The following is a 22,362-nucleotide window of genomic DNA, read 5'->3' as shown; positions in this document are numbered from 1 at the left end:
TAAAAAAAACAAATAATGCAAGTTACTGAAATCAAAAAAAAATCATTTCTTTCTGGTCTTACCGGGCAAATTATAATTGCAATGGTTCTTGGTGCCATTTTGGGTATCATTATACACAATTCGATTTCGCAGGAAGCAGCAGAATCTTTTAGCGCTAAAATTAAAATGCTGGCAACAGTATTTATTCGTTTAGTGCAGATGATTATTTCTCCTTTGGTGTTTACAACCCTCGTGGTTGGAATCGCTAAGTTGGGTGATATCAAAACGGTAGGAAGAGTTGGAGGAAAAGCTTTAGGATGGTTTTTTACAGCATCTTTTATATCCCTGTTAATCGGACTATTTTATGTGAATATCTTAGAACCCGGAAAAGGTATAAAGTTAGGAAATGTGAATATGGCAGCTGCCAGCGAAGTAACAGGAAAAACTAAAATTTTATCTTTTGAAAATTTTGTTGAACACATTGTGCCCAAAAGTATTTTTGAGGCTATGGCGACCAATGAAATTTTGCAAATTGTAATTTTTTCAATCTTTTTCGGATTAGCAGCAGCATCATTGGGAAGCACTGTAAAACCAGTTATAAATGCTCTGGATAAAGCCTCGCATATTGTTTTGAAAATGGTTAATTATGTGATGAAATTTGCTCCGATTGGAGTATTTGGAGCCATTGCAGGAGTATTTGCGATACGTGATGCAGAAGAATTAGTTATCACCTATTTTAAATTTTTCGGATCATTCTTAGTAGGAATCAGTACATTATGGGTCGTTTTAATTGCAGTAGGTTATATTTTCCTGAAAGGAAGAATGACAGATTTATTAAAACGTATTGTAGGGCCTCTGGCAATCGCTTTTGGTACGACAAGCAGTGAAGCTGTTTTTCCTAAATTGACTGAAGAATTAGAAGCATTTGGTGTAAAAGATAAGATTGTTTCGTTTATGCTGCCGCTGGGTTATTCATTTAATCTTGACGGGAGTATGATGTATATGACTTTTGCAAGTATTTTTATTGCACAATTTTATGGCGTACATCTCGATCTGGGAACTCAGATGGTCATGCTTTTAGTCTTAATGTTAACAAGTAAAGGAATTGCCGGTGTGCCGCGCGCCAGTTTGGTTGTTGTTGCCGCAACCTGCGGAATGTTTGATATTCCGATTGAAGGGATTGCTCTTATTTTGCCAATTGATCATTTTTGTGATATGTTTAGAAGTGCAACCAATGTTTTGGGTAATGCTTTGGCAACTTCTGTTGTAGGACAATGGGAAAATGGTAATGATTCAGAAGTATCAGCTGAAAATTAGAAATAATAAAGATTTTTATATTGAAAAAGCCGTAATAAATAATTATTACGGCTTTTTATTTTTTTAATCTAAAGCACTATTAACTATGCAGCAACTTTTCCTTTTCTGCCTTCATCAGAATCATCTGGAAGCGTATCGCCTCCCTGAATAGCTTTTTGTTGAGTCTTAGTTAATTTTTCAGATTCTTCGAATTTTAAAAAGTTTTCTAACATGTTTTTGGTTTTAAATACTCCAATCTAAATAAAAACACTTGGAGCTTGTGTTTGTTAATTTTGTTAAAGATAAAATTTAATTTCATTTATTTTCTTAAAATGCTGTTTATTTTTAAGCTAATATTTTTATTTATTGATTAATTTAAAATAATTTTTATTTAATTAAACCGTTTCTTATCTGTCTTAAGTATTAAATAAATTAAGTATACGTAAATTAACTTTGTAAGAATCAATATGTTATTTTATTTGTTAATAATGTATATTTGAATAAATTTTCCCAAATGATATTCCGATCACGATTTTTTTTATCATGGCTTTTTCTGAATTTTCTTTCATTCGCCTTATCGGCACAAAGTAATTTACCAACAGCTAAAATTGATAAACTTATCTTAGAAGCACTTTCTGATTTCAGAGAGGCAAATTTTGAGAAATCACTTATTGTTTCCAGAGCTGCACTAAATCATTCTACAATAGCCAAAAACGATTATTTTATTTCACGTTCTTACAACATTATAGGTGCCAATTATAACGAACTTGGAGAAATTGATAAAGCAATTTTCTTTTATAAAAAAAGCCTGGCATACGCTAAAAAAGCAAAAAACGACAGCTTTATTAATATGTTGTATAATAATCTGGGTAACATATACTGCTTTGAGAAAAAACAATACAAAGTTGGAATTGATTATTATAAAAGATCTCTCCAGTTGAGTTCAGAAATTAAGGATTCAACCCAAATCTATTTTACCAATGTTAATCTTGCCTGGTCCTATTTTGATATTGGAGAATTTAATAAAGGTTATGCCTATCTGAATTTTGTAAACAACAATAAAAAATTTGGGGATGATGATACCGTTATAGTATCTAATATGCTAAATGGCATGTATTCGAGTTACAAGGGCAATAATGATAAAGCCAATGAATATTTTCAACGAGCAATTAATATAAAGGATAACAGCCTTGAAAGACCTGATTTATCATACGCACATCTGGAATATTCAAAATTTCTGGCCAAAATAGGAAAGCATAATGAAGCCTATGCCAATTTGCTTGCTTACAACAGGATAACGCAACAAATCTATAATGATGAAAAACTGAAGAAAGCTTCTGTAGCAGGTTTAAACCTTGAACTGGACGAATACAAAAGACAGATTGATAAAATCGAAGATGAAAAAGATTCGCAATATCAAAGTCTTAAAAAGTCCAGGATTATTGTTGTTTTGTTTGTAATAACTTCTTTTATCCTGTTGCTGTTTATAATAACGTTAATTAAAAATATCAGGTTTAAAAAGAAACACAATTTAGAGCTTCTAAAAGCAAAAGAAATCGCAGAAGAAGCCTCTTTGCTCAAAACACAATTTATTTCGACTATAAGCCATGAATTGCGCACTCCTTTGTATGGTGTCGTTGGTATCACCAATATGCTTCTGGAAGAACATAAGGAATTATCAACAAGCCAACATCTTAGTTCCTTAAAGTTCTCTGCCCGATATCTGCTGTCGTTGGTAAATGATCTTCTGCAAATCAATAAAATTGAAGAAAATAAGGTGGTTTTAGAAACGCTGACATTTAATATTTCTGATGAAGTTTCGATGATTAAAAATTCCCTTTCTTTTCTTTCGCAAAAAAATAATAATAAAATCTCAATAAGAATAGATCCTGAAATCCCTGAATATCTAATTGGAGATAAATTGAGACTTGCACAAATCCTGATGAACCTGGTAAGTAATGCTTTAAAATTTACCAATGACGGAGAAGTCGAAATAATTATAAACCTTAGTAAAGTTGAAGGAAAATTTTATTTTCTGGAATTTCAGATAAAAGATAATGGTGTCGGAATAGCAGTTGTCGACCAGGCTAAAATTTTTGAAAAATTTGTTCAGGTAGGAAGAAAAGACGAAGATTATCAAGGTACAGGACTAGGACTGAGCATTGTAAAAAGGCTGTTAGGACTTTTTAATACCAGTATTATCCTGCAAAGTAATATAGGAGAAGGAACTTCATTTACATTTACAATTCCCTTTGAATCTGATCCGGTAAAAACAAAGCAAATTATTGACGAAATTCAGGTTGACCTGACATCAGATGAAGTCTTTAAAATTTTGATTGTCGAAGATAATGTAATCAATCAGCTGGTAACCAAAAAAATAATCGAAAAGAATAATTATATCTGCAAAGTAGTAGATGATGGTTTTAGGGCACTGCAAATTCTTGATAACGAATATTTCGATCTCATTTTGATGGATATTAATATGCCGGTAATGAATGGTTTCGAAACAACAAAAAGAATACGCCAGCTCGGAATAAAAACTCCAATTGTAGCACTAACAGCCTTTGATAAGGATGAAATTACAGACGAAGCAATTTCTTCAGGCATGAATGATATTATAATTAAACCATTTGAGCCCGTTAAGCTTTTTAAAATAATTAATTACTTAATATCTGAAACAAAAAACGTTGGTTAATACCAACGTTTTTTATTTTGCTTAGATGCATTTGATTTTCTCGATTTGTGAGCTCCGCCGCTTCTGTTAGAGTTTTTTGGTTTTTCGGCAGTGGCTTCCGGACTTCCCGAATGCCATTGATACGGATGATCGGTAATGGTTTTTACATCAACTTTTATTAGTTTTTGAATATCTTTCCAATACGGTTCTTCATCTTTCCCGCAAAATGAGATTGCTATTCCGCCATTTCCTGCACGGCCCGTTCTTCCGATTCTGTGAACGTATGTTTCAGGAATATTTGGCAAGTCAAAATTAATTACATAAGGCAGCTGATCAATATCAATTCCCCTTGCGGCAATATCTGTAGCTACGAGAACACCAACTTCTTTGTTTTTAAACGCATCGAGAACACGCTGTCTGGCATTCTGAGACTTATCTCCGTGAATGGCTTCGGCAGGTATATCTTTTTTACGCAATGCTTTTACAACATTATCAGCACCATGTTTGGTTCTTGAAAATACCAAAACGTTTGATAAATTTTCGTTTTTGATTAAATGATAAAGCAAATTTCTTTTCTCTGTTTTCTCTACAAAATAAATGCGCTGTTCTACAGTTTCAGCTGTTGACGAAACTGGCGAAACTTCAACCTTTGCAGGATCCTGCAAAAACATTTCTGCCAATTCACGAATTGCAATAGGCATTGTAGCAGAAAACAATAAAGTCTGACGGTTTTTAGGTGTTAGTTTTACAATCTTTTTTACATCGTTTATAAAACCCATGTCCAGCATTTGATCAGCTTCATCCAGAACCAAAGTATGGAGATGATCTAAATCAAGAAAGCCTTGTTTTTGCAAGTCTAATAATCTTCCCGGAGTGGCTACCAGAATGTCAATTCCCTGCTTTAACGCATCGACTTGTGGATTTTGTGAAACTCCTCCAAAAATAGTCAATTGTGTTAAGTTGGTATATTTTGCATACGTATCAAAACTCTGTCCAATCTGAACAGCGAGTTCACGAGTAGGAGTAACTATAAGGGCACGTATTTGTTTTGCTTTTTTTGATGAACCCACAATTCGGTGCAGCTGATGTATAATCGGGATAGCAAATGCAGCTGTTTTCCCTGTACCAGTCTGTGCGCAGCCAATCAAGTCCCTGCCCGATAAAACGATCGGGATAGATTGTTCCTGAATAGGAGTGGGGTTAAGGTAGCCTTCTTCAAATACGGCTTTTTGTATACTTTTTGAAAGTGATAAATCTTCGAATAACATATCTTAGGTATTAAGAATTTTAGTTATAAGTACTAAAATTCTGTGCAAAGATAAGTTTATTCAGTCAATCGTTTCTTTGAATCCTGTTTTATTTGGCAAAACGACCTTTTTTGATGGTAATAATTTATGGTTTTTAAATTTTTTCGTTGTTTGCTTTAATAAAATCAGTTATCAGATACCCAATTAATTTTCCAATTAAATGATTGTTCGGAGACTGGTCCAGGTCTGGAGCACCTTCGCAAATATGCAGATACGTGGCATTTTTATGTTCTCCAAAAAACGAAACAAACTGACGTAATTCTTCAATCGAGAATCCGCTGATTGTCATGGCGCTGCTGGCAATATTTGGTATAGCATCCAAATCAATTTCAATTCCAAAAGAATCAGACTTTATAAAATCCAAAGCATGGATCATTTCATTATTAAAGTCTTTCTCCTTGCGAATATTTACACTATCGTAAGTATTATATCGTACGCGGTCTTCCAGTTTTTTTATAATATCAAGAACGCTTTTTGAAGTATAATTTTCATGTAAACCGAAAATAAAATATTTTTTCAGAAAACCTTCTTCATAAGCATATGAGAAACCATTCCCGCTATGACGGCCTTCCAGGATTCTAAAATCAGAATGAGCATCAAAATTGATAGCATTAATTGGCTTCCCTTTGGCCAGAGCCGATCCTTTGATATTTCCGTACGCATTATTATGTCCCCCGCCAATGATAATTGGAGTTTTTCCGGCTTTGATAATGGTAAAAATTATATGAGAAACTTCCTTGTCAATTTTTTCAACCAGCTGACTTAATTTTGAACGATCATCAATGTCGTTAAAATCCAGGTTTTCAACATCACGCATTTCATCAGCAACATTAATTTGTCCTAAAACAATAATCTGGCTTCCTTTTGCAAAACGGTTATGCTGTATATTGGCTATAGCTTTTATAGCATTTTCCCATGCAGATGCAGTACCGGGCCTTCCGTAATTTGCACGCACACCAATATCTTCGGGAATTCCCAAAAGGACATATTTAGCCTCACTTTCTTTTAGAAAATTAATGATTTCAACTCCTTTTGGAATAATAATCATTTTTTCTCCGAATTTTATTTCACCACTTCGGTGATTTGTGACTTTTGCTAAATCATTTATAGTAAAAGGGATTAATTTCTCCATAAAAAAAAATTATTGACCAAAAATAATATAATTGTGTTAACTTACGTTATTACGATATATTAATTATTAAATTTGTTTTTAAAGAAAATTATTAAATATGGAAAACCCAAAGAACAACAACAACTCAAGTCTAAAGGCGGTTATCGCTGTTTTAGCAGTCCTACTAATTGGTAGCTTAGTGTATATTTTTAAATTGTCTTCTGATACAGACGTAGTTAAGACTGAACTAACTTCTACTTTAACTGAAAAGGAATCTGTAATGAAGGATTTACAGGAATTGAAAGCAACTTATGATGCTGCCATCGCTGAAAATACTTCAATGTCTGATGAGTTAATTCAGGAAAGAGACAAAGTAGTAGCTTTGATGTCTGATTTAAATAAATCTAAAGGAGATGTATCTAAATACAGAAATCAGGTTCAGGGGATGCAGGCTAAAATGAAAACTTTAGTTGCTGAAAATGATGAACTGAAAAAACAAAATGGTGTTTTGACAGTTCAAAGAGATAGTACTATTGTCGTTTTAGGAGAATCAAAAAAATATAACGAAGTATTAGTTGGTCAAAACGAAGAACTGGCTAAAACTGTAGAAAAAGGATCTAAGTTATCAATTTTGAATACAAAAACTGCAGCTTACAAACTAAGAAGCTCAGGAAAACAAGTTGAGACTGACAAAGCCAGCCGTGCTGATGTCTTAAAAATTAGTTTTACAATTGCTGAAAATCAAATCGCAAAATCTGGTGACAAAACCTATTATGTTCAGGTTATTGATGCTAAAAACAATGTTTTGGGAGATAAGAAAACAGAAAGTTTTGGAGATAACACATTAACTTACAGTTTTAAAACTACAGTGCAGTACGAAAACAAATCAGTTAACGTAGTACAAGACCTTCCTGGAAAAGATTTCGCAAAAGGAACTTATTTTATCAATGTTTTTGATAATGACGAATTAGTTTCTAAAACAAGTTTTTCTTTAAGATAAACTTTAGATAAAAGAATACTACTAAAAAAGGTCTGTGAATTTACTCACAGACCTTTTTTGTGTTTTAAAATATTGTTTTTTTATTTAATAATTTGCCCTTCGATAAAAACACTCTCAATCAGATTGCTGCCAAAAGCATACGGAATCTGATAATAAGAAGAAATAGGTTTCGTCAGGATTAAATTTGCTTTTTTGCCTTTGGTAATACTGCCATGCGTATCTGAGATTCCCATTGCATAGGCGCCATTTATAGTTGCGGCGTTTATTGCTTCTTCCGGAGTCATTTTCATTTTGATACAGGCCGTAGCAACCACAAAATTCATATTTCCCGATGGAGTAGAGCCAGGATTAAAATCTGTTGCTAATGCTAAAGGTAAACCTGCCTGAATCATTTCGCGTGCCGGCGTATACGGAATACTTAAGAAATACGAACACGATGGCAGAGCTACAGGCATTGTTTCTGTGTTTTTTAAAGCTTCAATGTCTTCCGGATTCATAATTTCCAGATGATCAACAGAAAGGGCTTTAAACTTGATTCCAGCCTGTATTCCTCCAATAGAATTAAATTGGTTGACATGAATTTTTGGCGTTAAGCCATATTCAATTCCCGCTTGCATAATTTTTTCGGTTTCCTCAACAGAAAAATAACCCGTTTCGCAAAAAACATCAACATAATCAGCCAGTTTTTGCTTTGCAATTTCAGGCAGCATTTTGGTTATGATTTCATCGATATAACCTGTTTTATTTTCTTTATAATGAAGAGGGAAAGCATGAGCTCCCAAAAATGTCGCTTTTACAGAAACAGGGTAGTCTGCAGCCAGTTTTTTAATAACGCGGAGCATTTTTAATTCGCCTTCAACAGTCAGTCCGTAACCTGATTTTATTTCTACGGCTCCTGTTCCTAGACGCATTACTTCTTCAAGCCGAAGTTTAGACTGGTCGTAAATTTCTTCTTCAGAGGTTTCATTGAGTTTTTTTGCCGAATTTAAGATTCCGCCACCCCGATTTGCGATTTCTTCATAAGTAAATCCGTTGATTCTGTCTACAAATTCCTGCTCACGATTTCCTGCATAAACGATATGTGTGTGGCTGTCGCACCAGGTTGGCAATACAATTCTTCCTGTTGCATCAATAATTTCGTCAGCTTTTACTTCGGGAAGGTTTTCCATCAAACCAAAATCTGCAATTAGATTATTTTCAATTAATAAAAATGCATTTTTTATCGTGGGAAGAACCGCCATTTCGGCACCCGAAACCTTAGAAACAGACGTTTCGCGAACCTGAAGCAATTCTTTTATATTTGTGATTAAAGTAATCATTATTAAAAATTTAATTATTGTAGTAATTATATAAAACACAAATTTGCTACGCCAGTTCGCCCTACGGTCCCGGGCCACAAATTAACACTAATCAATTCGTGAAAACTTGTGAAACTCGTGTTGATTGGAATTTGGAATTTATCCCGAAGTGCCGGGATTGGAATTTAATTTTCTGAAACTGATATTTCAAACAATTTTTCCCAGTATTTACCAGTCACAAAAATGGTTTTAGTCTTTGGATTGTAAGCGATTCCGTTTAAAACTTCAGCTTGCGGATGTTTGATGAATTTGCGTAAACCAGACATATTCAAAATTCCTTCAACAGCTCCAGAAGTTGGATTTACAACAGCAATAGCATCTTTTTGCCATACATTTACAAAGAATTTTCCATTAATGTATTCTAATTCATTAATGGCTTTTATTTTAGAAGTTCCCGAATAAACATTGATATAATCAACTAATTTTTGATTATTTGGATCCATTTTCCAGATTTTCTCCGTTCCGTCAGAATGATAAATAAATTTTCCGTCATTTGTCATTCCCCAGCCTTCAATGTCCTTATCGTATTTAAAAGTTTTTTCGAGTTTAAAAGTTTTTGCATCATAAATGAAACCTGTCTTTTCTTCCCACGACAATTGAAATATTTTCCCGTTGATGAAAGTAATCCCTTCTCCAAAATATTCTTTAGGAAGATCAACCTGTGTAATTACTTTTCCGGTTTTATAATCAACTTCTCTAAAATAAGAATCTCCTTTTTGACCAGTACTTTCAAACAAAGCATCGTTATGAAATTCCAGACCTTCTGTAAAAGCCTTTGTGTCGTGAGGATAAGTATTTACAATTTTATAGTTTAATAATTTAGGCTCAATATCAGAAACTAGTTCGATTCTTTTGGTAGCATCAGACCATTCAGAGCCATAATAAACAGTTGCTTTTAGATATTGGTATCCTAATTTTTGATCTTTTAATTCAAATTTGAATTTCTCAGCACCTTTTGTGCTTCCCACTTTTTTATCGTTTACAAAGTAAACTGTACTATCAACTTCTTTAGAATTTGGATTCAAAATAGCGATTGAAACAGCGTCTTTTGATGTAAAATGTGCCGGAAAAGCAGAATCATCGATAGTAAATAAAGAATTTTCACCTTTTTTTGCACCATTACAACCAATTAATGTGATTCCTAATAAAATGACAGCTAGGAAGTTATATTTTTTCATAGTTAAAAATTTGAATAAGCCAATATACGACGATATTTTTATAGCAACAAAGCTCTTGCAAAAATATAAAAAGATTGTATATTTGCACCGGCAAGTCCTACACGACCAGCTCCTGCAGACTCCCCCAGGATGGGAACATAGCAAGGGTACGCGGTTGAGCGGTGCGATGTAGGTCGCTTGCCACTTTTTTTAGAATAAATTTAATTTGTAATCTTCCTTATGGAAGATTTTTTTATTTTTGACCGTGTCGAAGTTAAATGTTATTCGTTAATATATCGTTAGAATTTAAAAGTTGAGTGTTTGTATTACTCAAGTTTAATCTCTGACGTCTCAACTCATAACCCATAACTCATAACTCATAACCCATAGTCCATAACCCATAACCCATAACCCATAACCCATAACCCATAACCCATAACCCATAACCCATAACCCATAACTCTTAACACCTAACATAAATGAGTAAAGTCGTTTTAATTACCGGAGGATCATCAGGAATCGGAAAATCAATTGGAGAATTTTTACATCAAAAAGGATATGTTGTTTATGGCACCAGCCGTAATCCTGAAAAAGTAGTAAATTCTATTTTTCCGTTGGTTGCTTTGGATGTTCGTAATACAGAGTCTATTAAAATGGCGGTTAATCACATTATTGCAACAACAGGCAGGCTGGATGTGGTGATTAATAATGCCGGGGTTGGAATTACCGGGCCATTGGAAGAAATTCCGATGGAGGAAATCAAAAATAATTTTGAAACTAATTTGTTTGGTCCTATTGAAGTTATGAAAGCGGCCTTACCAAAAATGCGCGAACAAAAATCGGGTCTTATCATTAATATTACTTCTATTGCAGGATATATGGGATTGCCTTACCGAAGTGTTTATTCGGCTTCAAAAGGAGCTTTGGAATTGATTACCGAAGCGTTGCGTATGGAAGTGAAATCTTTCGGGATTAATATTACAAATGTTGCCCCGGGCGATTTTGCAACCAATATTGCTGCCGGACGTTATCATGCACCTCTAATTTCTGGTTCTGCTTATGAGAAAGTTTATGGAGATACTTTGTCTACTATGAACGAACATGTAGATGCAGGAAGTAATCCGAATGAAATGGCTGAGGCGATATATAAAATTATGCTGGCTAAGAAACCAAATGTACACTACAAAGTGGGTGTTTTTATGCAGAAGTTTTCAATCGTATTAAAGCGAATTCTTCCTGATACCGTTTATGAGAAGATGTTGATGAATCATTATAAATTGTAATTATTACAAGATATAGTTGCGGTTTGATTGCGTTAGTGAAGAAATTGTAACAAACTGTTTTTCAAATACCATTTCTCCAACTTTCATTTATTTTGAATTAAAAATTTAAAACTTTACTTTTACTGCTTAATATAGATTGTAGAAAATTGATTTTCTGATATCTGTAATAACACGTTTATATGTTGTAATTTTACGGCTGTTTGCGTGAGGGGATAGGAGCAGACTACCGAAGTAGTGCGGATAGCCCGACCGCATTTGCAAAAGGCGCGTATATGCGGCTTTGTGAGTGCGCCTTTTGTAAATGGGGTCACGCCCTGATAATAACACAATTAAATATAAATAAATATGAAATTTTTTATTGACACAGCTAATTTAGCTCAGATTAAAGAGGCACAAGCTTTAGGTGTTTTGGATGGTGTAACTACAAATCCGTCTTTGATGGCAAAGGAAGGTATTACCGGAAAAAACAATATTTTGAAGCATTACGTTGATATTTGTAATCTTGTTGAAGGTGATGTGAGTGCTGAAGTTAATGCACTGGATTTTGAAGGAATGGTGAAAGAAGGTGAAGAACTGGCTGAATTACATGATCAAATCGTAGTAAAATTGCCAATGACCAAGGAAGGTGTAATGGCAGCAAAATATTTTTCTGATAAAGGTATTAAAACAAATGTAACTCTTGTATTTTCTGCTGGTCAGGCTTTATTGGCTGCAAAAGCGGGTGCAACTTACGTTTCTCCTTTTATCGGACGTTTAGACGATGTTTCTACAGATGGATTGAACCTGATTCAGGAAATTAGAGAAATTTATGATAATTACGGTTATGAGACTCAAATTTTGGCTGCTTCTGTGCGTCATACTATGCATATTGTAAATTGTGCTAAAATTGGTGCTGATGTTATGACAGGACCGCTTTCTGCAATTTATGGTTTATTGAAACACCCATTAACAGATATCGGATTAGCACAGTTTGTTGCTGATTTTGAAAAAGGAAATAAGCAGTAGTCAATACTTTATAAAAAATTAAATCGCTGTTTTTGTTAAAAAGACAGCGATTTTTTTTATTTTTATATACTATAAAGTTTTGTATATGAAAAAGTTATCTGTTTTTTTGATGTTTTTTGCGGTTGTATTTCAGCTGCATGCGCAGGCCAGAGTATTAACGAGTATAAATGAAGCCGGTGATGTGGCAACTTATGAACTGGATTGTTCTGTAAAATTTCAGACTTTGGCAAAAGGGTTGCGCTACAATATTACCAGACATGAGTTTAAAGGCCCGGAATTGAAGAACTCATATAGGTTAATGCTGGTGATGGATGGTTTTTATTCTAAAACTTTGAATAAGGAAATGACTATTTCGGCTGTTTTAAATGACGGAACTATTCTTCAGGCCAAAAAAGTGATTGAGGATGATGGTTTTTTTGATGGAGCGTGTACTTTGAGAATAAAGGATCCAAAAGCGCTTTTAGAGGCTAATATTGATAAAGTAATTGTTCATGCTGATAAGGATGTGGTATACACTTTATCTGAAAAGAATAAGGATTTGTTTAAAAAGAATTTAAATGCAATTATGAAAGCTAAATAAAATTATTGAGCAAAAAAAATCCCGTTTTTACGATAAAGTAAAAACGGGATTTTTTTATATTGCTGAGATTAGTGTCCTCCGCCTTCGCTAATAACGTGGCTTACTCCTTGTTTTCTTAATATTTTAGGGCAATAGAAACCATAAAATGCTAAATAAGCAAAACCAAGAAGTGGTACGATATAAGAGAAGTGAGTGTAAGTAATTCCAAGAATTCCGTTTGGATGTGTTGCGTCTAAATCACAGATACTTCCTTGTACCAATGGAATAACTCCACCTCCAAGAATCATCATGATTAGGAAAGATGATGCTTTTCCTGTGTTTTTTCCTAAACCTGCGATTGCTAAATCGAAAATTGAAGGCCACATGATAGATAAGAACAATCCGCCTGAGATAAAGAAGAATTTAGCAATTTCGGGATTTGGCCAAACAAGTCCTAATACCATCATTAATAAACCTGAAATTCCGAAAAGCATTAATGTTTTTCCGGCATTTTTACCACCTACAAAACTTACGGCAATAAATAATAAAATCCAGATTGGGTAAATGTAGAATGCAGATACATCGTGTGCAGCAAAAATGTTTGCTCCGATAATTACTCCAAATGCCAGTGCCGGTACGATGAATTTAAGTGCAGTATTAACAAGGTTTGATGTGTTGAAAACATTTACACCACCGTTCCAACGTCCAATCATTAAACTTCCCCAATACAGGGCGATAAATGGAGCGATTGCATCTTCGAGAACATTTCCGAATTCGCTTGTGTGCAGAAGAGCAGGTAAGTTACTGATAATAGTAACCTCAGTTCCAACATAAATAAAGATTCCCAACATACCTAAGTATAATTGTGGATAGTCTAAGATGTTGAATGCAGCGTGTTTGTGATCTATTTGAGCTTCCTCTATTTTTGCAGGGTCTTCAATTTTAGAAAAATACATAAAAATAGCCACTACGATAAACGCAAGACCTAAGATTATAAATGGTAATTTAATATCTTCAAGAGAAAGGTTTGTTTTTTTGTTGTCTCCCATTCCAAAAAGAGCAATTCCTAATAAAATTGCACCAATTGTTGTTCCAAAAGAGTTTACACCTCCTGCCAGAGTCAAACGGTGAGCTCCGGTCTGCGGGCTTCCCATTTTAATAGCTAAAGGATTGGCAACAATTTGTTGGATTGAAAATCCTAAACCTACTGTAAATAAAGCGGTTAAGAAGAACGGAAAACTTTGCATTGTTGCTGCGGGTACAAATAAAAATGAACCAACTGCAGATAGGAGTAACCCTGCAGAAAGTGTTTTTTTGTATCCGAATTTTTGCAAAACATCTGATTTTAGAGATACCAGGAAGAAAATAATTGATCCCACAAAATATGCAGCATAAAATGCCCAGGCAACTAATTGTGACTGAACTTGTGATAAAGTAAATACTTTTTTGAATACTGGGATAAGGATGTCATTTGCTGATCCGACAAAACCCCAAAAAAAGAAGACGATTATCAATGAGATAAATTGCCCCCATTTGGTTTGAACATTTTCTGAACTCATAATAGTAGAAAGGTTAATTTTTTTTATTTATGTTTTTTGAAGACCGTAAATATATTTGTTACGGTTATCAAAAAAAAATAAAAAGACACAAATAATGTTAAATTTAAACCAACAACATCATTTTTTCAACAATGTGTTAATTTTTACTTACTTAGAAAACAGGAAATGCAAAGAATTTTATTCCAAAATTTTATTTTTTACTTCTTTACTGTAATTTCTTCCGATTGGAATAGTGTAAGATTGAATCTGAATGCGGTTTCCTTCAATAGATTTTACCTTGTTTAGCGCAATAACATACGATTTATGTATGCGTAAAAAACGATCAGAAGGCAATTCTTCAGACAGGGAAGTTAGAGATTTGTGGGTAATATAAGTCTTGTCCGGGGTGACAACTTTTATGTATTCTTTCATCCCTTCGACAAAGAGAATTTCTTCAATATTAATTTTCATCATCTTTTTATCGACCTTGATAAAAATATGGGAGTCACCTTTTGAAGTTTCTACTTTTATGTTGTTTTTGAGGTTGAATTCGGTTGTGATTTTATTGATGCATTTTATAAATCTAGGAAGCGGAATTGGTTTTACTAAATAATCGAGAACATCGAGATCATAACTTTCTGCGGCAAATTCGCGAAAGGCAGTTGTGATAATAACTTTTGTTTTGTTTTCGATAAGGCTAATTAACTCAAAGCCGGTCATCATCGGCATATTGATGTCCAGGAAAACGGCATCAACGGGAGTGCTGTTAATAAAATCGAGAGCTTCTAAAGAGTTATTAAATGTGGCTACGACTTCGAAGTCAGTAAAATTGGTAAAATAATTTTGCAGGACTTTTATGGCTAACGGCTCATCATCAATCAATACACATTTAATTTTCATTACGAATTGGTATTTGCAAACGGATTATATAGTAATTAAGCTTTGTTGTGTGTTTTAAACTGAAATTGCTTTTATAAATTAATTTTAATCTCTTTTTGGTATTAGTTAATCCGATACCTTTCTTTAAGTTAAGATTATGTGAAATTACAAAATTATTTAGGATTTCAAAATCTAACATTTGATTGTCGATAACTTTACAATTGATTTTGATTTTCAGGTTTTTATTGTTTAATCCTCCATGTTTAAAAGCATTTTCGACTAATGAAATAAAAATGAGCGGTGGGACTATCACTTCTTCTATATCAGATTCCAGATTTATTGTAACCTCTACATTCTCAAAACGTAGCTTTTCTATTTCAATATAATTCTGGATGTAATCTATTTCTTTAATAAGTGGTACGAATTTGGTTCCTTTTACATCATACAATACATATTCCATCAAATTAGATAGTTTGATGATTACATCCGGAACCTTATTTGATGATTCTAACGATAAAGCATACAAGTTGTTTAAGGTATTAAAGAAGAAATGCGGCTGAATCTGGTTTTCGAGATATTTTAATTTGATTTTAAATTGGTTTTCTCTCAAAGATCTGTTTCTCTCACGTTCTCTTAGCCAGGTAAGTGTCAGGTATACTGAAGATGCCATTGCTAATACATACAATTCTCCAATACAAACAGCTACGATATGATTGATCTCAAAAGGATGGTATTCACGATTTGCCTCGGGCCATATATTTTCTGAAATTATATAATAGGTAAGAGCTGTTTTTAATAAATATATTCCAAAAAGGCTTGCAATCAAGGCAAATGTATACTGTATGTATTTCTGTTTTAGAACGAATTTAGGAACTAAAATGAAGAGATTAAAATATACAAGAGGAATGTGCAGGGAAAATTCAATAAGATTTGACTTGAATGAATAAGGATAATCGTTGAAATAGGCTCCCCATCTTAGAAAGTTGAGAGTAAAATAGCTACCCCAAAACCAAACGTGATTTTGCAGTTTAATGTCGAATTTTAATTTTTGAATTTCGTTCAACTTCGATTTTGATGAATTAAGGGACTGTTTGAGCCTTTTTTATAAAGATTATGCAACTTTAAACAATTAGTTGGTAAAACACAATTCTTTTGAATAAAATTTTGAAAAAAAAGAGAAACGGTATCTTATTTTTCGGGTAGAACGTTTTCGTAAAACATAATGTTGATTGTTTTGTGTCGTTTGTTTAAGTTTTTGAGTAGTTTGTATAAAATATTTTATTTATGTTAATTTTAACAATATTTTTATCGCTTAACTAACAAAACCATGACAATAATGAAACAAATTGTGTTAATCTGTTTGGTATTCTTTACTTCCTTAGCCACGTTTGCGCAGGTAAAGAGTATCAAAGGAGTGGTAAGCGATCAAAATGGATTGCCGCTACCAGGAGTTACTGTACTTATTCAGGGAACAGCAAAAGCAACTCAAACTGATTATGATGGAGTGTATGTAATCGAAGCATCCAAAGGAAATGTTTTGATATTTTCATACATCGGAATTAAAACTAAAACTGTAACTGTAGGTGATTCCGCTCAGTTAAATGTAGTACTTGCAGAAGATACTCAAAATTTAGATGAAGTTGTTGTAACGGCATTGGGTATCAAAAGACAGAAAAAAGAGCTGGGTTATGCAGTACAAGATGTAAAAGGTGATCAATTGAATAAAGTGATTACTACCAACGTTGCAACTGCACTTTCTGGTAAAATTGCCGGTGTTGATGTTTCTATTCCTGCTACAGGTGCGGGGGGAAGTACAAGAGTGATTATTAGAGGTATTTCGAGCATAGGTGAGAATAATCAGCCTCTTTATATTGTAGACGGGGTGCCGATAGATAATACAGGTTTGTCTAATGACAGTTCGGCTACGAGTAAATGGTTTGACGGAAGAGACAGCGGAGACGGTATCTCAAGTATCAATCCAAATGACATCGAAAGTTTAACAGTACTAAAAGGAGCAGCAGCGGCTGCTTTGTATGGTTCCAGAGCGTTAAATGGTGTAATTTTAATTACCACTAAAAAAGGCAGCAAAGGAAAACTTCAGGTAGAATTAACAAGCGGTGTAAGCTTTGACAGAGTAAATGCAAAATACAACGATTATCAAACGGATTATGGAACAGGTTCTAACGGAATTTTGCCAGACCCTACAAAAGCTCCGTCTGAAATTTATGGATACACTACAAATGCATGGGGACCAAAATTTTCTGAAACTGTAGGGCAGCAGGTTAAGATATTTGATGGGTCAATGAGACCTTATGCTAAAGTTGATAATAACATTCAGGATTTTTTTAGAACCGGAGTTACAATGACTAATGGAGTTGCGCTTTCAGGCGGAAGTGAGAATGCGTTTGTTCGTTTTGGTTTTAATAATCTAAAAAATGATGATGTAATTCCTAATTCGGGTTTAGAAAGAAATAATGCAACTTTAAATGCAACTTTAAAATCAGAAAAATTTACTTTGGATGCTAACGTAAATTATATGGTTGAAACTGCCAATAACAGACCGGGTTTAGGAGATTCTCCAAATAACGTTGGATATTCCTTAAGCGGATTAGCACCAAACATTGATCAGGCCTGGTTGAAAAATGCGCAAAATCCAGAAAATGGTTCTATGTATCAATGGAATAATAATGTTTATTTACTGAATCCGTATTGGGTTGTAAATGAAAACCATAATGCATCTAAGAAAAACCGTTTTACGGGAAATGTGACGGGAACTTATCAGCTGCAAAGATGGTTAGGTTTAACTTTTAGAACTGGTTTAGATACCTATACTTTTGGGTCTAAAGATTTTATGGCAGCGGGAAGCACATGGCCGGGAAGAGATAATGGTTATCTTGGTCTGGAGAATATTTCTGTTTCTGAAATGAATACAGATTTTATCGCAACCTTAAGTGATATTAAATTAGCTGCCGATTTTACTTTTTCAGGTATCTTAGGCACAAGCAGAAGAGACTTTAGAAGAGAGCAAAATTCAAGATTCGGTACCAACATTATTGAGCCTGGAACAGAATATATCAGTAACTTTTCTACTCAGACAGAAAATCCGCCGGTTGAGACCAAAACAAGAACAAATTCGGTTTATGGTTCAGCAAAATTTGATTACAAAGGTTATCTTTATGCAGAGTTTACAGGTAGAAATGACTGGTTTAGTGTCATCAATAAAGATGCTTTCTACCCAGCAGCTTCATTAGGTTTTATTTTCTCTGATGCTTTTGGCATTCAGAATGATACTTTCTCTTATGGAAAATTCAGAGCGTCATGGGCACAAGTTTCTAATGCACCCGGAGCTTATAAAAATGCTTTGAATTATACTACTTATTCTTCTTATAATGGAGGAAGCGTTGTAAATATTAAAAACACATCGGCACCAAATCCTGATTTAACTTATCAGTCTAAAACCGGAATTGAATTTGGTCTTGAAACTTCTTTCTTTAAAAACAGATTAAAAGCAGATATAACAGTATACCGTGAAGATACAGCTGATCAGACTATTGATTTACCTTCATCTGCTACGTCTGGTTACGAATTTATTTCTGTAAATGCAGGAGAATTAAGAAACGAAGGTATTGAGATATTTTTGTCTGGTACACCAATCAAAACAAAGAATTTTGAATGGGGAATTGATTTGAACTTTTCTAAGAATAAAAACTCTATCCTTTCTTTACATCCCGCTATTAATACATATACTATCTCAGAAGCCCGTTGGGCAGGAGCTGCTATCGTAGCACAAGTAGGCGGTCAATACGGAACTATTATTGGTAAAGATTTTCAGAAAACAGAATCGGGAGAAGTGATTATTGGAGCAAATGGTCTTCCTTTATTTACAGAAAATAAAGTCGAATTAGGAAAAGGTCTTCCTGATTGGTCAGCCGGTTTAACAAATCGTCTGTCTTATAAAGGAATTACGTTTCAATTCCTTATTGATATGAAATTCGGAATGGATGTTTATTCTATGACAAACTCACTTGCAGCACAAAAAGGACTTTTGGATATTACCACAGAGGGAAGAGATGCTTATAATGCTGCAAGAGCAGATGCGGTTGCAAACGATCCTAACTTTAGTCAGGCTACCTGGATACCAACTGCGGGTTATGTAGCAAGCGGAGTTGTGAATACAGGAACAGCTGCTAATCCGGTGTATGTACAAAACACAAAACCGGTAAATCCGCAAGATTATTGGAACACTGTTTTTAATAATACCCCTGCGCCATTTATCTATGATGCTTCTTATGTAAAATTAAGAGAAGTAAGTTTAGGATATACTATACCTAAAAGTGTTTACGGCGGAGCAAAAATTAACTCAATTTATGTTTCTGCATTCGCAAGAAATCTATTGACTTTTAATAAAGATTTGCCAAACGTTGATCCTGAGTCTATGTATACATCTGGAAACGGTCAAGGTTTTGAATATGGTTCTTTACCATTTAGAAGATCATATGGTTTTAATCTTAAAGTTACATTCTAAAAAAAGAAATTATGAAATTTAAACAAATATTAATAGCTATACTGTTCCTGTTTGCAATGGTTGGCTGTACCGAAAATTTTGACGAGCTGGAGAAAGACCCTGTTGCGTTATCTCCAAATCCTGCGGGTCAACTTACATTTACACAATTGTGTATGTCTGGTGATGGTTACTATCAGCACAGAACTAATCTGATATATTCCGGAGGTTTCGTGCAGCATTATGCCGGCTCGTGGGCAGTTACAGAATACGGAAGCAAATTCAAAAAAGTTGATGAATATGCAACAGCTCTATGGAGAAATGTGTATGCTAACGAAATGAAAAGTATTGTAGATATTCTTGAGAAAACAAGTGCAGATCCTGCGGCAGGTAATATGAATGCTGTAGCCAAAATCATGAAGGTTATGATTGCACAGCGTTTAACAGATTTATACGGTGATGTTCCTTATTCTGAAGCTGGTCTGGGTTTCTCGAAAGGAATTGTAACACCTAAATACGACAAACAGGAAGATATATATAATGCCTTTTTTGCCCAGTTACAAGAAGCATTTGTTCAGTTAAATGCCGGAGGAGGTGCTATAAAAGGTGATTTGTTCTATAATGGAGATATTTCAAAATGGAAAAAACTAGCCAATAGCATGCGTTTGCGTCTGGCTATGAGAATTTCTGAAGTAAGCCCTGCAGAAGCAGAAAAACAAGCAAAAATAGCGTTACAGAATGGTGTTTTTGAAAGTAATGAAGATAATTGTATCATGCATCATTTAGATTTTCCCTTTAATGATAATCCTGCTTCACTGGATTTTAGAGGAAATGGATTGTCTTACGGGTTTATTGGAGATGAACACGGAGATCATTTCAGCTCCTTGCTTATAGATTATTTGAGAGATAACGGAGATCCAAGATTAACAATGATTGCCACTCCAAAAACAGGAAGTGTAAATTGGGGACCAGTTGCACCGGGAGAAGAATTATATGAAGGCATTCCTCCGGGAACTTTTAGATGGGAGATTCCGGGAGGTTCTAATGCAGCCTCTGGTATTCAGCCTTATATAAAACTGAGAACAACTCCTTTTTTACATGTGAGTTATTCAGAAACACAATTGTTGCTGGCCGAAGCAGCCTTTAGAGGCTGGGTTTCTGGTTCTGCCGCTGATTATTATCAAAAAGGAGTAGAAGCAGGAATAAAACAATTAGAAATTTATGGTGCTCCGGCTGCAAGTCAGGCCAATATAAATACTTACCTATCTGCAAAACCTCTTGCAGCAGGTACAGAAAAAGAACAAATAGCGACACAACTATGGGTAACTTATTTATTTAATAGTATAGAAGCCTATTCAAACTGGAGAAGAACAGGATTTCCTCATTTATTGCCAATTACAAATCCCGATTCTGAGACAGGAGGAGTTACACCAACACGTTTGTATTATCCAAATGATGAAATGCAGAAAAACACGGCAAATTATCAGGAGGCTGTTGCAAGATTAGGAGGAACAAATGATTGGCTTGGAAAAGTTTGGTGGGATGTAAATTAAAGCCCCTAAAATAAAAGTTATGCCTAATAAGGTATTATTTCAATCTAATTAAAATTAAAAACAACAAGTTTAAAATTCAAAATTATGATAAAAAATAAAGCCTTATTAGGCATCCTTTTTTATATATGTTCCCTGGTTTCAGTTTACAGCTGTACAAATCAAAAAGAGACAGATAGTGATACGGAATCAAAAACAAAAAATGCCCGCGTTGTCGGATACCTATCAACGGATAATTTCGACAAAATATCTTCAATTCAGTTTTGTAAATTAACACATCTGAATATTGCTTTTGCTAATCCGGATAAAGATGGAAATATAATTTTTAATGGAGATATTGATGGAGTTATCACGTACGCAAAGTCAGTTAATCCAAATATTGTAATATGTATTTCGCTTGCAGGCGGTGTTATTTCAGAAGAGCAGGCTTCGAACTGGTCTTTCTTAATTGATAAACCTGAAAATAGACCAGCTTATATTCAAAACATCCTCAATTTTGTTAACCTTCATAAATTAGACGGCGTTGATGTCGATTTAGAATGGAATGCAGTAACGATTGGCTATAGTGGTTTTGTAGTAGAATTAAAAAAAATATTATCTGAGCATAAAAAAATTATGACAGCTGCATTGCCTAATAATACCCGTTTCGAAAATATAAACTCAGAGGCATTAAATGCTTTTGATTTTATAAACATAATGGCATATGATAGTACAGGACCGTGGACACCAGATAAGGCCGAACAGCATAGTTCTTTGCAGTTTGCAAAAGACGGAATTAATTTTTGGCACAGAATGCAAAATGTTCCAAGCGAAAAATTAACGCTGGGCGTACCCTTTTATGGTTATAATTTTACCTATACACCTGTTACAAGTTCCACTTTTGGTCAAATTGTAGAAGCCGGAACGCAATTTGCAGAGCAGGATGAAATCGGAAAAATCTATTATAACGGCAGACCCACAATTGCTCAGAAAGTAGAGTTTGCATCAGAAAACACCGGAGGAATTATGATTTGGGAAATTGCACAAGATTCTTTCAATGAATATTCGCTACTCGATGTTATTCATAAAAAATATTCCTCACTAAAAATCAAAACTACCAGATTGTGTGGGAATTAGAATAAATGATTAATGATATTAAAACTTCACTGCCAGAAATTTCTAAAAT

At 34.1% G+C, this 22,362-nt stretch carries 17 protein-coding genes and 1 other RNA gene; 10 read left to right on the top strand and 8 right to left on the bottom strand.

The features are described 5' to 3' along the window. Window positions 1-15: 15 nt before the first annotated feature. On the top strand, window positions 16-1,296 hold the full coding sequence (locus tag JOD96_RS18470) for a dicarboxylate/amino acid:cation symporter (RefSeq protein ID WP_209565704.1): 1,281 nt from the start codon (window positions 16-18) through the stop codon (window positions 1,294-1,296). Window positions 1,297-1,379: 83 nt separating this feature from the next. Here the strand turns inward: JOD96_RS18470 and JOD96_RS22550 are convergent, their stop codons facing one another. Further along, window positions 1,380-1,508, bottom strand: a complete 129-nt coding sequence (locus JOD96_RS22550; RefSeq protein WP_262898526.1) for a hypothetical protein — start codon at window positions 1,506-1,508, stop codon at window positions 1,380-1,382. A gap of 281 nt (window positions 1,509-1,789) precedes the next feature. Here JOD96_RS22550 and JOD96_RS18465 point away from each other — a divergent pair, with 281 nt between their 5' ends. Then, window positions 1,790-3,970, top strand: coding sequence for a response regulator (locus JOD96_RS18465; protein ID WP_209565703.1), 2,181 nt, complete (start codon window positions 1,790-1,792; stop codon window positions 3,968-3,970). Here the strand turns inward: JOD96_RS18465 and JOD96_RS18460 are convergent. Both JOD96_RS18460 and JOD96_RS18455 read right to left on the bottom strand, forming a co-directional pair. Next, the gene (locus tag JOD96_RS18460) at window positions 3,967-5,217 is read right to left on the bottom strand and encodes a DEAD/DEAH box helicase (RefSeq protein ID WP_209565702.1); all 1,251 of its coding nucleotides are present in this window, start codon (window positions 5,215-5,217) and stop codon (window positions 3,967-3,969) included. The genes JOD96_RS18465 and JOD96_RS18460 overlap by 4 nt on opposite strands. A 133-nt stretch (window positions 5,218-5,350) precedes the next feature. Continuing rightward, window positions 5,351-6,388: a formimidoylglutamase gene (locus tag JOD96_RS18455; RefSeq protein WP_209565701.1), complete on the bottom strand. Its 1,038-nt coding sequence runs from the start codon at window positions 6,386-6,388 to the stop codon at window positions 5,351-5,353. Between the two features lie 97 nt (window positions 6,389-6,485). On the opposite strand from JOD96_RS18455, the gene JOD96_RS18450 reads away from it, so the two are divergent. Continuing rightward, entirely contained in the window at window positions 6,486-7,367 is an 882-nt protein-coding gene (locus JOD96_RS18450) for a hypothetical protein (RefSeq protein ID WP_209565700.1), read from the top strand. An 80-nt stretch (window positions 7,368-7,447) separates the two neighbouring features. Here the strand turns inward: JOD96_RS18450 and hutI are convergent, their stop codons facing one another. Then, a complete protein-coding gene (hutI, locus tag JOD96_RS18445) occupies window positions 7,448-8,686 on the bottom strand; it encodes an imidazolonepropionase (protein ID WP_209565699.1) in 1,239 nt (412 codons plus the stop codon). 164 nt (window positions 8,687-8,850) lie between these two features. After that, window positions 8,851-9,903 carry a glutaminyl-peptide cyclotransferase gene (locus JOD96_RS18440; RefSeq protein WP_209565698.1) on the bottom strand — a complete coding sequence of 351 codons (1,053 nt, stop codon included), beginning with the start codon at window positions 9,901-9,903 and terminating at the stop codon, window positions 8,851-8,853. Window positions 9,904-9,991: 88 nt separating this feature from the next. Here JOD96_RS18440 and ffs point away from each other — a divergent pair. The 4 genes from ffs (at window position 9,992) to JOD96_RS18420 (ending at window position 12,750) form a co-directional block, all read left to right on the top strand. Further along, window positions 9,992-10,089, top strand: an RNA gene (gene ffs, locus JOD96_RS18435) — signal recognition particle sRNA small type. A gap of 272 nt (window positions 10,090-10,361) precedes the next feature. Further along, window positions 10,362-11,165: an SDR family oxidoreductase gene (locus JOD96_RS18430; RefSeq protein ID WP_209565697.1), complete on the top strand. Its 804-nt coding sequence runs from the start codon at window positions 10,362-10,364 to the stop codon at window positions 11,163-11,165. A 345-nt stretch (window positions 11,166-11,510) separates the two neighbouring features. Continuing rightward, on the top strand, window positions 11,511-12,170 hold the full coding sequence (fsa, locus tag JOD96_RS18425; protein ID WP_209565696.1) for a fructose-6-phosphate aldolase: 660 nt from the start codon (window positions 11,511-11,513) through the stop codon (window positions 12,168-12,170). Between the two features lie 85 nt (window positions 12,171-12,255). Beyond that, window positions 12,256-12,750 (top strand): hypothetical protein, encoded by a 495-nt coding sequence (locus JOD96_RS18420; protein WP_209565695.1) that lies wholly within the window; start codon window positions 12,256-12,258, stop codon window positions 12,748-12,750. Between the two features lie 68 nt (window positions 12,751-12,818). Here the strand turns inward: JOD96_RS18420 and JOD96_RS18415 are convergent, their stop codons facing one another. The 3 genes from JOD96_RS18415 to JOD96_RS18405 form a co-directional block, all read right to left on the bottom strand. Beyond that, a complete protein-coding gene (locus JOD96_RS18415) occupies window positions 12,819-14,288 on the bottom strand; it encodes an MFS transporter (protein ID WP_209565694.1) in 1,470 nt (489 codons plus the stop codon). Between the two features lie 177 nt (window positions 14,289-14,465). Continuing rightward, window positions 14,466-15,167: a LytR/AlgR family response regulator transcription factor gene (locus tag JOD96_RS18410; RefSeq protein ID WP_209565693.1), complete on the bottom strand. Its 702-nt coding sequence runs from the start codon at window positions 15,165-15,167 to the stop codon at window positions 14,466-14,468. Beyond that, window positions 15,157-16,209 (bottom strand): sensor histidine kinase, encoded by a 1,053-nt coding sequence (locus tag JOD96_RS18405; protein ID WP_209565692.1) that lies wholly within the window; start codon window positions 16,207-16,209, stop codon window positions 15,157-15,159. Before JOD96_RS18405 ends, JOD96_RS18410 begins: the two co-directional genes overlap by 11 nt. A gap of 273 nt (window positions 16,210-16,482) precedes the next feature. On the opposite strand from JOD96_RS18405, the gene JOD96_RS18400 reads away from it, so the two are divergent. From JOD96_RS18400 to JOD96_RS18390, 3 genes are all read left to right on the top strand, one after another. Next, window positions 16,483-19,671: a SusC/RagA family TonB-linked outer membrane protein gene (locus JOD96_RS18400; protein ID WP_209565691.1), complete on the top strand. Its 3,189-nt coding sequence runs from the start codon at window positions 16,483-16,485 to the stop codon at window positions 19,669-19,671. An 11-nt stretch (window positions 19,672-19,682) separates the two neighbouring features. After that, entirely contained in the window at window positions 19,683-21,200 is a 1,518-nt protein-coding gene (locus JOD96_RS18395; RefSeq protein WP_209565690.1) for a SusD/RagB family nutrient-binding outer membrane lipoprotein, read from the top strand. A gap of 84 nt (window positions 21,201-21,284) precedes the next feature. Then, window positions 21,285-22,313, top strand: coding sequence for a glycosyl hydrolase family 18 protein (locus JOD96_RS18390; protein ID WP_209565689.1), 1,029 nt, complete (start codon window positions 21,285-21,287; stop codon window positions 22,311-22,313). Window positions 22,314-22,362 lie beyond the last annotated feature (49 nt).

It is taken from the genome of Flavobacterium sp. 1355, assembly GCF_017833415.1.
GTDB lineage: Bacteria > Bacteroidota > Bacteroidia > Flavobacteriales > Flavobacteriaceae > Flavobacterium.
This window is presented reverse-complemented; position numbering and strand designations above follow the sequence as displayed.